This window comes from Geomonas anaerohicana (genome assembly GCF_016458305.1).
Classification (GTDB): domain Bacteria; phylum Desulfobacterota; class Desulfuromonadia; order Geobacterales; family Geobacteraceae; genus Geomonas; species Geomonas anaerohicana.
This window is the reverse complement of record NZ_JAEMHL010000003.1, coordinates 630,113-643,027: the sequence shown is the minus strand read 5'-3', so window position 1 is coordinate 643,027 and position 12,915 is coordinate 630,113. Positions and strand designations below refer to the sequence as shown.

Annotated in this window: 8 protein-coding genes; 3 read left to right on the top strand and 5 right to left on the bottom strand. The window is 63.7% G+C overall.

Annotated elements, in window-relative coordinates:
* The first annotated feature begins 326 nt into the window (after positions 1-326).
* The 3 genes from JFN91_RS09105 to lhgO all read left to right on the top strand — a co-directional run bounded on the left by JFN91_RS09105 (position 327) and on the right by lhgO (position 4,946).
* Positions 327-1,970, top strand: coding sequence for a fatty acid--CoA ligase (locus JFN91_RS09105; protein ID WP_199388879.1), 1,644 nt, complete (start codon positions 327-329; stop codon positions 1,968-1,970).
* A 374-nt stretch (positions 1,971-2,344) separates the two neighbouring features.
* Entirely contained in the window at positions 2,345-3,283 is a 939-nt protein-coding gene (locus tag JFN91_RS09100; RefSeq protein WP_199388878.1) for a 3'-5' exonuclease, read from the top strand.
* A gap of 469 nt (positions 3,284-3,752) precedes the next feature.
* On the top strand, positions 3,753-4,946 hold the full coding sequence (lhgO, locus tag JFN91_RS09095; RefSeq protein ID WP_199388877.1) for an L-2-hydroxyglutarate oxidase: 1,194 nt from the start codon (positions 3,753-3,755) through the stop codon (positions 4,944-4,946).
* A gap of 215 nt (positions 4,947-5,161) precedes the next feature.
* Here lhgO and JFN91_RS09090 read toward each other — a convergent pair whose 3' ends face one another.
* Genes JFN91_RS09090 through JFN91_RS09070 form a run of 5 tightly spaced genes read right to left on the bottom strand, consistent with a single transcriptional unit; the run spans position 5,162 to position 12,883 of the window.
* Entirely contained in the window at positions 5,162-6,589 is a 1,428-nt protein-coding gene (locus tag JFN91_RS09090; protein WP_199388876.1) for a sigma-54-dependent transcriptional regulator, read from the bottom strand.
* A 44-nt stretch (positions 6,590-6,633) separates the two neighbouring features.
* Complete coding sequence (locus JFN91_RS09085; RefSeq protein WP_199388875.1) at positions 6,634-8,145, bottom strand: sensor histidine kinase; 1,512 nt, start codon at positions 8,143-8,145, stop codon at positions 6,634-6,636.
* A 1-nt stretch (position 8,146) separates the two neighbouring features.
* On the bottom strand, positions 8,147-9,505 hold the full coding sequence (locus JFN91_RS09080) for a hybrid sensor histidine kinase/response regulator (RefSeq protein WP_199388874.1): 1,359 nt from the start codon (positions 9,503-9,505) through the stop codon (positions 8,147-8,149).
* Positions 9,506-9,518: 13 nt separating this feature from the next.
* Positions 9,519-10,577 (bottom strand): chemotaxis-specific protein-glutamate methyltransferase CheB, encoded by a 1,059-nt coding sequence (gene cheB / locus JFN91_RS09075; protein ID WP_199388873.1) that lies wholly within the window; start codon positions 10,575-10,577, stop codon positions 9,519-9,521.
* 11 nt (positions 10,578-10,588) lie between these two features.
* Positions 10,589-12,883: a hybrid sensor histidine kinase/response regulator gene (locus JFN91_RS09070; RefSeq protein WP_199388872.1), complete on the bottom strand. Its 2,295-nt coding sequence runs from the start codon at positions 12,881-12,883 to the stop codon at positions 10,589-10,591.
* Positions 12,884-12,915 lie beyond the last annotated feature (32 nt).

The window sequence follows — 12,915 nt, the reverse complement described above, 5'->3', positions numbered from 1 at the left end:
AAGAGGGAAGTCACTTCTTGGCAATAAGTGTCACCCATGTCTCCGAACATGTGTAACCTATGTCTCCGGTCTATACACCCTTCGCAAAGGGGGGGACGTCAGGCCTCGTGCAGCGCTTCGGGTGGGACGTAAATTTCGCGCCCCGGAATTTCCGGATGAACCTTCGCAAAGGGGGGCGCGTCATTCCGGCAGCCGGCAAAGCTCTCCCCCGCCCTGCGGGCACCCTCTCCCAGGGGGAGAGGGGAGCTTCCCGAAAAGAGAGGGGTTTATCCGGGCGTTACATGACTCTGTGAACTTTAACCATTGCTTCAATGAGGAGGATATAAATGAGTGATTTGCTGATTCCGCGCACGCCGTCGGCTTACGACTACCCGCTGTTGATAAAGAACATGCTGCTCTACCCGGTGGTCGACAACCCTAACCAGGAAATCGTCTACCGCGACCTGTATCGCGGCAACTATCGGCAGCTCAGAGAGCGCGTGGCTCGTGCGGCCAGCATGCTGACCAGCCTCGGGGTGCGCCCCGGCCAGACGGTCGCGGTCATGGACTGGGACAGCCACCGCTACCTGGAACTGTTCTTCGCGGTCCCCATGATCGGCGCCGTCCTGCACACCATCAACGTGCGCCTGTCGCCGGAGCAGATCCTGTACACCATCGACCACGCTGAGGACGACGTACTGCTGGTTAACGCCGAGTTCCTCCCCATCCTGGAGCAGATCCGCGGCAGGATCGACAACGTGCGCACCTACATCCTGATCAGCGATGAGGAGGCCAAGGACGACGACACGGTCCCCTTCGCCGGCGAGTACGAGGAACTGCTGGCAAAAGCGGCCCCTGTCTTTGACTTCCCGGACCTGGACGAGAACACCAGGGCCACCACCTTCTACACCACCGGCACCACCGGGATGCCCAAGGGGGTCTATTTCAGCCACCGGCAACTCGTGCTGCATACCATGGCCCTGATGACCACGCTCGGCACCGCAACCGCGCACGGCTGCCTGCACCGCGACGACGTCTACATGCCGATCACGCCGATGTTCCACGTCCACGCCTGGGGCGTTCCCTATATCGCCACCATGATGGGTCTGAAACAGGTCTACCCGGGGCGCTACCTTCCGGAAACGCTGCTGGAGCTGAAGGAAAAGGAGGGGGCCACCTTCTCGCACTGCGTGCCGACCATCCTGCACATGATGTTAAAGCACCCGCACGCGGCGCGCATGGACTTGAGCGGCTGGAAGCTCATCATCGGCGGTGCCGCCCTGTCGCGCAATCTCTGCGTCGAGGCGCTCAAGGCGGGCATGGACGTCTTCACCGGTTACGGAATGTCCGAAACCTGTCCCATTCTCACCATCTCCCAGTTGACGCCCGAGATGCTGGAGCTCTCCCACGCGGAACAGGCGGACATCCGCTGCAAGACCGGCCTCACGCTGCCGCTGGTGGACCTGCGCGTTGTCGATGCGGAGCTCAACGAACTGCCGCGCGACGGGGTGAGTGCAGGCAACGTGGTGGTGCGCTCTCCCTGGCTCACCCAGGGTTACCTTAAAGACCACAAGGCCTCCGAGCGGCTCTGGGTAGGGGGATACCTGCACACCGGCGACGTTGCGGTGCGCGACGAGCTTGGCTACCTGCGCATCACCGACCGGAGCAAGGATGTCATCAAGGTGGCGGGGGAGTGGGTCTCCTCCCTGGAACTGGAGGACATCATTGCGCATCATCCCGCGGTGGCCGAGGTGGCTGTCATCGGCAAGGCCGACGAGAAATGGGGCGAGCGCCCGCTGGCACTGGTGGTGCCCAAGCCGTCGGTGAAGATAACGGAGAAGGATATCTCCCACCATGTCAGGCAGTATGCGGACAAGGGCGTGGTCAGCAAGCAGGTCGTGCTGGTCAAGGTGAAGTTCGTCGATGCCATCGACAAGACCAGCGTCGGCAAGATCAACAAGGTGGCGCTCAGGGTGAAGTATTTGGGGTAGGCGAAGTAAGATGGGTTCCCAAGCTGGAGCTTGGGAACCAGGAAAACCGACACCCTCGACAGGGGGCGTCCGCCATGGAACCGGCTTCGGCACCGTTTCCATCTCTCCCCCTCCCTTGACGGGAGGGGGCAGGGGGGGTGACCTTGCCATGACCGCAAATGTGGCACCTACCCCCACCCCCTAACCCCCTCCCGCGAGGGGAGGGGGGACTTTCCGGGGCAGTGGCAACATCCCGACTGGACAACGCTGGCCCGGTTGCTTTTTCTCAATAAATCTACGCAGCTCTCCTTGCCTATGAACGTGCCGGTATGGTATCGTTTGCGACCATCAGCGTTTCCACTTCACTCAATCCCGCCGCACGACAAAGGTTGACCATGCCGCCAGCAAAGAAGAAAGTGTTCGAGATGAATCCCCTGGAGATCGAGATCGCCATCGCCTCGCTGCACTCGACCGGCGACTACCAGGTGCTGCGCCGGCTGAACCTGGCGCGGGACGCCCGGCTCGGCCGTCCCGGCCCCAGCCACGCCAAGGTCGCCCTCTGTCTCGACACCGAGACCACCGGGTTGAACCACAAGCAGGACAAGGTCATCGAGCTGGGCATCGTCGCCTTCGAGTTCGATCCTGACAGCGGCGAGATCTTTCGCATCACCGACCGTTATTCCGGTTTCGAGGATCCCGGTTTCGCCATTCCTCCCGAGGTACAGGAGATAACCGGCATCTCCGACGACATGGTACGCGGCCAGGCGTTCGACGACGCTTTCGTCAATGCCCTGGCGGAGAAATCCGACCTGGTCATCGCGCACAACGCCGCCTTCGACCGGAAGTTTGTGGAGACCCGCTTTCCCTCCTTCGTCAAGCTCCCCTGGGCCTGCACCGTCTGCCAGATCGACTGGGGCGCGGAGCGGCTCTCATCGCGCACCCTCGAGTTCCTGCTGTTCAAAACCGGTTCCCTCACCATCAACGCGCACCGTGCTCTGGATGACGCCGAGGGGGTGTTGGGGCTTTTGCTGGAGCGTTTGCCGGTGAGCGGATCCTCCATTTTCCTGGAACTCCTGAAGCGGGCCCACGAGGTCACCTCGCGGATCTATGCAGTATCGGCGCCTTTCGACAAGAAGGATGTGCTCAAGGAGCGGGGTTACCGTTGGAGTGACGGGACGCAGGGGGGGAGCAAGGCATGGTGGCGTGATGTACCGGCGCATGAGGAGCCGGAAGAACTGGCCTATCTTGCGCGCGAGATTTACCCGAGGGGAAACACGAGCGCCGTCCAGATCATGCGCTGCGACGCCTACGCCAGGTTTTCGGTGCGGGAGTAAAACCTAAAGCGCCTCACGCAAAGCCGCAAAGCACGCAAAGAAAAAACAAACCTTTAAAGCTTTTATTTAACGCAAAGCCGCAAAGACGCTAAGAAAACCTTTTTGGGGGTAAGACTATAAGCCTTCAGTCGTTTCTTTGCGCCTTTGCGTCTTTGCGTTACAAAAAGCTTTTGGGTTAACCCACAGGCAAAAGGCTTAAACGGTTACCAACGCAATGCCGCAAAGACGCTAAGAAAACCTTTTTGGGGTAAGGCTATAGGCCTCAGTCATTTTTTTGCGCCTTTGTGTCTTTGCGTTACAAATGCTTTTTGGTTAACCCATAGACAAAAGGCTTAAACCGTTATCAACGCAAAGCCGCAAAGACGCTAAGAAAACCTTTTTGGGGGTAAGACTATAAGCCTCAGTCGTTTCTTTGCGCCTTTGCGTCTTTGCGTTAAATACATTTTTTGGGGTTTTACATGGAGATGACATGAGTTTCGACAAGGCTGAGATACTGATCGTCGGGGCGGGGATCATCGGGCTTACCATCGCTCGCGAACTGGTGCAGTCCGGTCACGGCGACATCGTGATCATCGAGAAGGAACCGGAACTCGGCGTGCACGCCTCCGGCCGCAACTCGGGCGTCTTACACGCTGGGATCTACTACTCGCCGGATAGCCTCAAGGCAAAATCCTGCCTGAACGGCAATTTCCTGATGCGGGCCTACTGCAAGGAGAAGGGACTGCCGCTGCTGGAAAACGGCAAGGTGATCGTGACACGCACCCCGGCGGAACTGCCGGTGCTGGATGAACTGTTTCGCCGCGCCACCGCCAACGGCGCCAAGGTGGATATGATCGACGAACACCAGCTCGCCGCCATCGAGCCCAACGCCCGCACCGTGGAACGGGCACTCTTCTCACACTACACCGCCGTGGTGGACCCCAAAGCGGTGCTGAAAAGCCTGAAAAAGGACCTGGAAGCTACCGGCAAGGTCACCTTCGTCATGGGGTGCCGCATGACCGGACTCAAGGGGAGCGGCGTCGCACTCACGACCAAAGGGGAGATCCGCTTCAACAGGTTCGTCAACGCGGCGGGGGCATACTGCAACAAGGTGGCAGCGTTCTTCGGCGTGGGGGAAAACTACCGCCTGATCCCCTTCAAGGGGGTGTACCGGCTGCTCAAGAAGGACGCGCGGTACACGGTCAATTCCAGCATCTACCCGGTCCCGGATATCCGCAACCCGTTCCTGGGGGTCCATTTCACCCGCAGCGTCCACGGCGACGTCTACTTAGGTCCCACCGCCATCCCCGCCTTCGGCCGGGAGAACTACGGCATCGTCAAGGGAATCGACGCGGAGGCCTTCTCCATCGCCTTCCAGGACCTGGTGCTCTTCCTGACCAACAAGCCCTTCCGCAACGTGGCGCTCACGGAACCGGCCAAGTACATCCCTTCTGTCTTCTTCAAGGACGCCGCCCGCCTGGTCAAGGAACTATCGCCCGAGGACGTGGTCGCCGCCTCCAAGGTGGGGATCCGGCCGCAGCTGGTGGACTGGGACACCAAGCAGTTGGTGATGGACTTCCTGGTGGTGGCCGACGGCCCGACGGTGCACGTCTTGAACCCCATCTCTCCCGCCTTCACCTCGTCCATGGATCTCGCCCAGGGGATCGTGGCGCAACACTTTTAACTGCCTTTAACTGCAGTTCTACGTCCTATGTTCTACGTTCTACGTTGAACCAGATGCTGCTTAGAACCGGGAGAACCGCAGTTCAACGTTCAACGTTAACGTTCGGTGCGTTTTACGTTAATCAGCGGGACCCTCTCGACTGCAAGTGGAAACAAAAAAACCGCCGGGGCATGGGGCTCCCGGCGGTTTCGTTTTTCTGCCTCGTGCTCTCCGGGTCAGGCCGGGGCAGACTGGGATTTGAGGCGCTTGTTGAGGGTCTGGCGACCCATGCCGAGGATCTTGCCGGCCAAACCCTGGTTTCCCTTGGCCATCTTCATCGCCTCGGCGATCATATACTGCTCGACCTCGTCCAGGGTGGGGAAGTGCCCGAATATCTCGCACAGCGCGTTGTCACTGCCGCTCTTGCCTGCGCCGACAGTAACCTGCGGGGCGGGACGCTGGTCGCCGATCACAGCCTTGAAGGTGTCCATGGAAAGAACACCCGAGGTGTGCCGTAACACGGCATCGGAGACCAGGGCCTCGAATTCCCGGATGTTGCCCGGGAAAGGGTACAGGCTGAGCATGACGGCCAACTCCGGCGGAGGGGTGGGCTTCTTCTTGCCCATGGTGGTCGCAGCCTTCTCCAGGAAGTGATCCAAAAGGAGCGGGATGTCGTCCAGGCGCTCGCGCAGCGGCGGAAGGTGGACCCGGTGGCCGCAGAGGCGGTAATACAGGTCGTTTCTGAACTTGCCCTGCCTGATCATCTCCTGCAGGTCGCGGTTGGTGGCCAAGACGATGCGGGCGTCGCTTTTCTTGATGAAATCGGACCCGACCGGGTAATATTCCTGCTCCTGCAGCAGCCTCAAGAGCTTGATCTGCGACATCTCGTTCAGGTCGCCGATCTCGTCGAGAAAGAGCGTGCCGCCGGCGGCGCGGGTGATGAGGCCGTCGCGGGCCTGGTCGGCACCGGTGAAGGCACCCTTGCGATGCCCGAACAGGGTGTCGGAGAACATGTTGTCATCCAACCCGGCGACGTTGAGCGCCACGTAGTCGCCGCTGCAGCCGCTTAGATCGTGGATGGCGCGGGCGATCAGCTCCTTGCCGGTGCCGGTCTCGCCGGTGATGGTCACCGGCTGCCGGGTCCCGGCGATCACCTCGAGGTACTGGAAGACGGCGCGCATGGCCTTGTTGCCGGAGACGATCCCGGCGAAGGCCTCCGGGTGGTCCAGGCGGTCGTTGAACATGTAACTCTTCAAGGCCGAGAGTTCGTTGGCGAGGCTGCGCATCTCCATCGCCTTTTTCACCGACGTGATCAGGCGCTTGACGTCGATGGGCTTCACCATGTAGTCGTAGGCGCCTTCCTTCATGCAGTTGACCACCGTCTCCACCTCGTTGTTGGCCGTGGAGACGATCACCTTGATGTGCGGGTGCGCCTTCACGATCTGGGGGAGCAGTTCCACCCCGGTGATGTTGGGCATGCGCAGGTCAAGTACGATGACGTCGACTTCTTCATGCTCCAGAAGCGACATCACCAGGCGGCTGTCGCTCTCGGTCAGGACGTCGTGCCAGCCGGCGTTGTTCAGGCAGGCGCGACACCCGTCCAGGATCAATTGTTCGTCGTCAACCAGCAAAATCCGTTGTGAATGCTTGTTTGTCGCTGTCACCGCTGACTCCTCCTGCTAGCTGTAAGAAACTCCCCGCGCCGCCGTCACTGTGCCTGCGGACCGGGAAGTGTGAAGTAGAAGCATGCCCCGCGGTCGACCTCGCCCTCGGCCCAGACCTGCCCGCCGTGGCGCTGGATGATGCGCTGCACGGTGGCCAGGCCCACGCCGAAGCCGCTGAATTCGCGTTCGGTGTGCAGGCGCTGGAACGGGCTGAAGAGCTTGTCGGCCTGGGCCATGTCGAAGCCGGCCCCGTTGTCGCGTACCAGGTACACCGTTTCCCCGTCGCGCTCCATGCAACGGAACTCGATCAGGGACTGCTCCCTCTTGCCCGAGTACTTGCAGGCGTTGGAGAACAGGTTCTCCAGCACGACCTTCAGCAGGTCGGGGTCGCCGTAGGCGCTGATGTCGGGCTCGATGGTGAAGGAAAGCTTGCGCCCGGGGGCGGCCAGCTGCTGCCCCGCGGCGATCAGGGTTGCCATCCCGCTCAAGTCCACCGGGGACTTTACCATCTCCGCGCGGGAGACGCGGGAGAACTCCAGCAGGGTCCGGATCAGCTGGTTCATGTTGATGGTTTCGTTGAGGATCGTGTTGATGAAGTCCTTGGCCCCCTGGTCCAGGGTGTCGCCGTAGATTTCCAGGATTACCTGGCAGTAGCCGTTGATGTTGGTGAGAGGGGTGCGCAGGTCGTGGGAAACCGTGTAGCTGAACCCTTCCAGGTCGCGGTTGGCGATCTCGAGTTCCTCGGCGCGCGCGGAGAGGTTGCGGTTCAACTGCTCGATTTCCCGTTCGTTGAGCACCCGCTCGGTGATGTCCTCCTGGACTGCGACGAAATTGGCAATCGCCCCGGCTTCGTCCAGGACCGGCGATATGGAGCTGGACTGGTAGAGGGGGGCGCCGTCTTTGCCGACCCCCGCCACTTCGCCCTGCCACGTGTTCCCTGCCGATACCTGCGCCCAGATCCCGTCGCCGCCGGGAAAGAGCGCGGCCAGGGGGCGTCCCAGCACCTCCGCCTCCTCCCTCCCGGTCAGTTCCGTGAACTGCGGGTTCACGTACTCGACGGTCCCCTGGGGATCGGTGATCACGATGGAACTCGGGCTTTGCTGCACGGCGCGCGACAGCTTGCGTACGAAGGCCTGCTGGGCCTGCAACTCGCGCTCCAGCGAAAGGGTGCCGAGGCAGGCCTCGATGGCGGCGAACAGCTTGGCGCTGTCGATCGGCTTCAGGACGTAACGCGCGATGCCCAGCTCGATCGATTCCATCAGGTACTGCATGTCGCTGTGCGCGCTGGTGACGATGATGGGGAGGGACGGCTTTTGTTCCAGCATGCGCCGCGCCATCTCGATGCCGCTCATCACCGGCATCTTGATGTCGGTGACGACCAGGTCGGGGGCGAAGCTGCCGTAGAGCGCCATGGCGTCACCGCCGTCGGGGGCCGATTCGAGGGTGAGCCCGGGGAAACGGCGGCTCAGCAGGGTGAGCACCGTCTGGCGGGTGATCTCGTCGTCCTCCACGTATAACAATCTGAAACCGGCACCGGTTGCCGCAGTTACCGCCATGTCAAACCTCGATCCTGAACTCGGCGCCTTCCCCGGTGTTGCTCACGGTGAGGGAGCCGTTCATGCTCTTTTCCACGATGTTCTTGGCCATGAACAGGCCGATCCCGGTCCCTTTGCCCTGCTCCTTGGTGGTGAAGTAGGGTTCGAAGATGCGCCCGATGATGTCACCGGAGATGCCGCCGGCATTGTCGGTGATGGTGACCACCGCCCTCCCTTCATGGCTGGAGAGGGTGACCTTCAGCCGCGGGGTCCTGATCTTCCTGTCGCCGAAGGCGTCCATGGCGTTGTTCATGATGTTCAAAAGCACCTGGGAGAACTCGTTGGGGTGCCCGACCACGGGGGGGACCTCTCCGGCCTGAAGCTCGATGGTGATCCCCTTGTCGTTGAGGCTGCCGTCGATCAGCGCCAGCGTGCGCCGCAGCACCTTCTCCAGGTGAAACTCGGTCTTCTCCTTGTCCGGGGTGAAGAAGTTCCTGAAGTCGTCGATGGTCTGCGACATGTGCCGCACCATCTGCATGATCTTGCCCGTGCTGGACTCGAGGTACTCACGGCTGAAGTTGCCGTACTCGTAGGAGAGGGTGAGATCCTGGACCAGGAGCCCGACCGCGTTCAGCGGCTGGCGCCACTGGTGGGCGATGTTGCCGATCATCTCGCCCATGGCGGCCTGCCGGCTTTGCTGCATGAGCACTTCGTCCTTCTTGCGCAGCTCTTCCAGGGCCTGCAGGCGCTCCGCCGTCTCCTGGGTGAGCGCCGCGGTCCGCTCCAGCACCCGCTGCTCCAGTTCGCGGTTCAGGTTGGAGAGGAGCGCCTGTGCCCCGAGCAGTTCCTGATTCTTTTCCGCCGCCATCTCGTAGGTCGCCAGCAACAGTTCCAGGGTATGGGCGCAGTCGGCGTGGACGTGGTACTGCCTGCCCCGGTAGCCGACGGAAACCTCCCCCTCGACATCGCCCTGGCGGCACAGGCGCTCCCCTTCAAGCACCGCCCGGATCCGGGAGAGGAGGAGTTTGCGGCTGTAGGGCTTGGAGACGAAGTAGTCCGCGCCCACCTCGAGGCTGTGCAGGACGTCGGCCGGGTCGTTCAGGTGGGTGAGCAGGATGATGGGGAGCTGGGCCTTGCCGGGGAGCTGCCTCACCCTGCGGCAGAGTTCGAAGCCGTCCATCTCGGGCATGAGGATGTCGCTGATGACCAGGTCGGGGCTCCCGGACCGGATCACCTCCAGCGCGTCGCTGCCGTTGCGGGCGCTGAGCACCCGGTAACCCTGCTCGGCGAGCATCTGTTCCAGGAGCTTGGCCTGGGTGGGGCTGTCGTCGACGATCAGTATATGGTGCCGTGCGGCACTAGCGGTGTAGTCGGTGTCCATCTCTTCTCTTTCCTCAACTGGTAGCGGCGCTGGCGCCTTTACTGGTGACCCTGTGCAACAGTTCGATGATGGCTGCCGGCGGCAGCACGTGCTGGGCCGCGTCGATTTCGATCGCCTCGCCGGGCATGCCGAAGACCATGGAGCTCTCCCGGTCCTGGGCCACGGTGATCCCGCCGCGCCCCCGGATCGACTTTAGTTCCAGCGCCCCGTCCTTGCCCATGCCGGTCAGGAGCACCCCCATGGCCTGCCGGCCGTAATTTTGCGCCACCGACCGGAACAGGACCGAGACCGAGGGGCGCACCCCGTGCTCCGGCGGCGCGTCGGTGAGGAGGATCCTGCCGGTGGAGGTGACCTCCATGTGAAAGTGGTCCGGCGCCACGTAGACCTGCCCGGCGCTCACCTGGGTGCCGTCGGTCCCCAGCTGCACCGGAAGCTTGGAGCTGCGGTTCAGCCAGTGCACGAAGTTCTCGGTGAAGCCGACCGCCATGTGCTGGACCACCACCACCGCGGCCGGAAAGGTGGCCGGGAGTTCGGCCAGGATCTGGCGCAGCAGGGGCGGCCCTCCGGTCGAGGCCCCGATGGCCACCACCTTGACCGGCTGTGCCGGGGGGAGGGGGAGCGGACGCACGGGGCGGGGCACCGTCTTGCCGGATGGGAAGATGCGCCGTACCACCTTGATCTCGGCCATCAGCTTCAGGTGGTGCACCAGGTTGTCCACCGAGGCCCGGTAGCCGGGGGTGCCCACCGGATCGGGTTTGGCAAGGACCATGAGGGCGCCGGCCTCCATGACCCGGAACAGGGTGGCGCTGTCCTTGGGGTTCATCTTGCCGGTGACGATGACGATGGGGACCGGGCAGGTAGACATGATGGCGCGGGTGGCGTCGAAGCCGTCCATGCCCGGGAGGTTGATGTCCATGGTGATCAGGTCGGGGCGGAGCCTCTTGGCCGCATCGACCGCCTCCTCGCCGCTTTCGGCGGTGCCGATCACCTCGAGGTCGGGATCGGCCTCGAAGGCAGCCACCAGCGCGCGCTGCACCGTTTTAGAATCCTCTACCACCAACAGTCTGATCACGACGTTCCTCGTCAGGTTAGTTTTTGGATGACCTCGACCAGGTTGCCCTGGTCGAAGCTGCTCTTTACCAGGTAGGCGCTGGCACCCACGTCGATGCCACGCTCCCGGTCGCTGCGTGACTCGAGCCCCGTCACCAGCACCACGGGGAGGAGGGCGAGCCTGCTGTCGGCGCGGATGGCCGCGGTGAGCTGGAAGCCGTCCATGCGCGGCATCTCGATGTCGGAGATGACCACGTCGCAGGGCTCGGCCCGCAACTGGGAGAGGGCATCCGCCCCGTCCACGGCGGTGCGCACCTGGTACCCCGCGGCTTCCAGGATGTTCTTGAGCAGCGTGCGCGAGGTGATGGAGTCCTCGGCCACCAGCACCGAGACCGGCCTGGGCTTGCCTGCCGGGGCGGGGGAGGGGAGCGCAGGCGCTTCGACGGCGAGTGCGGAACGGAACAGGTCCGCCACGTTCAGGACCGGCACCACCTTGCCGTTGCCGAGCACGGTGCCGCCGGAGACGTTGCGCACCCGGGACAGCTGGCGCCCCAGCGGCTTGACCAGGATCTCCTGCACCCCCAGCACCTGGTCCACGGCGAAGGCGATCCGCTTGTCGCCGGCGTGCAGCAGCACGAAAGAGAGGTTCTGCTCCTGCGCCGGCGCGCTTCGCTCCAGCTCCAGGATGCGCGCGAGGGATACCAGTGCCACCACCTCGCCGTTCACCAGCACCGTGTCGCGGTTCTCCACCCGTTTCACGTCGGCAAGCGCCACCCGCGCGCTCACCTCCACGTTGTTGGCCGGGATGACGCATTCCCGCCCGCGCACCTGTACCAAGAGGCCCCGTATCCGTGCAAAGGAGAGCGGGAAGACCAGTCGGAACAGGGTGCCCCTGCCCGGGGTGCTGGCGACGGTGACGTGTCCCCCCAGGCGCTCCAGGGACTCGCGCACGATGGCGAGGCCGACGCCCCGCCCCGAAACGTTGCCCACCGAGCGGCTGGTGGAGAGGCCGGATTCGAAGATGAGCTGCAGCGCTTCCTGGTCCGCCATGCGTTCCAAAAGCTCGGCCGGGGCCGCTTCGAGCCGCAGCGCGGCTTCCTTCACCCGCGCCACGTCGATGCCGCCGCCGTCGTCTTCCAGGATGAGTTCGGCGCGGTTGGCGTCCTGCAGCCTGATGTCGATGCGGATCGCCCCCCTGGCGGGCTTGCCCGCGGCCTCGCGCAGCCCCGGTGCCTCGATGCCGTGGTCGACCGTGTTGCGCACCAGGTGCAACAGCGGCTCCTTCAGTTCGGCCAGGATGCGGCGGTCGATCTCGAGTTCGCCCCCCTGGCAGCTGAATTCCGCCTCCTTGCCCAGTTCGCGGGCCAGGTCGCGCACCAGCTTGGCGAAGGGGTCGCAGACGGTGGCGCAGGGGAGCAGCTGCAGCTTCTTCATCTCCTCCAAGAGGGGATCGATCATCCCCTGCAGCGATCTCAGGTGCTTGTCGCAGCTTTTTTCCAGCAGGCGCAGGCGCCCCTCGATGTGCCGCTCGGCCTGGCAGTTCTGCTCCAAGAGGCCGGCCAGCGCGCCCTCCCGCCCGGCGGCGGCCTTCATGGCGCGGCGCGCGCTCTCCAGGGCACGTCCGCGTTCACCCTGGCGCAGGGCCAGTTCGCCGGCCAGCGCCGCCAGTTCCTCGTGCAGTGCGGAGGCGGACTGTTTCGCCGACACCAGCTCCTCCGACTGCAGCAGGAGCTCTTCCAGGAGCCGCGCCGAGACCCGGACCGTCTCGTCCCCCAGCGGACGCGCGGCGACGGGATGCTGCTGCGCCGGTTTCGACCCGGCAGCACGTTGGGGGGGCGGGGCAGCCGGGGGAGCGGCGACCGGTGCGGCAGGCTGCCCCGTCGGCTGCGCAGCGGCAACCTTTTCGGCCTCGCGAGACGCTGGCGGAACAGCCGGGGCCGGGGGGGGCGGCTCGGGGCGAGGGGGGGGGGGCGCAACCGCAGCTGCCGCGGACAGCGCCAGCGCGAGCCGCTGCTCCAGGTCGTTGACGCTGGCATGCAGCGAGTCGAACTGTGCCAGCCCGAGCGGGACGTCGCCGCGCTTCAGGTCGGCGAGCACGTCCTCGAGCCGCTGGCAGGCAAGGGCGATGTCCGGGAGGTTCACCGCATGCGCCGCCCCTTTGAGCGTATGCACGCGGCGAAACACCGACTCCAGCAGGCGTCGCCCCTCGGATGGTTCCGGGTCGCGCTCCAGTGCCAGGAGCAGGGATGCCAGTTCCCCGAGGTGCTCGCGCGCCTCCATTTCGAAGGTCGCCAGGAGCTCTTTGAGCAGGGCGTCGCTGTCAAGCATGCGGCGATGGTCTCCGGTTGGCTGCGGTCATG

Bases quoted from the DNA above. Each gene is read 5' to 3' on its own strand.
- JFN91_RS09105 (WP_199388879.1), top strand. From the start codon at position 327: ATGAGTGATTTGCTGATTCCGCGCACGCCGTCGGCTTACGACTACCCG.
- JFN91_RS09100 (WP_199388878.1), top strand. From the start codon at position 2,345: ATGCCGCCAGCAAAGAAGAAAGTGTTCGAGATGAATCCCCTGGAGATC.
- lhgO (WP_199388877.1), top strand. From the start codon at position 3,753: ATGAGTTTCGACAAGGCTGAGATACTGATCGTCGGGGCGGGGATCATC.
- JFN91_RS09085 (WP_199388875.1), bottom strand. From the start codon at position 8,145: ATGGCGGTAACTGCGGCAACCGGTGCCGGTTTCAGATTGTTATACGTG.
- JFN91_RS09080 (WP_199388874.1), bottom strand. From the start codon at position 9,505: ATGGACACCGACTACACCGCTAGTGCCGCACGGCACCATATACTGATC.
- JFN91_RS09070 (WP_199388872.1), bottom strand. From the start codon at position 12,883: ATGCTTGACAGCGACGCCCTGCTCAAAGAGCTCCTGGCGACCTTCGAA.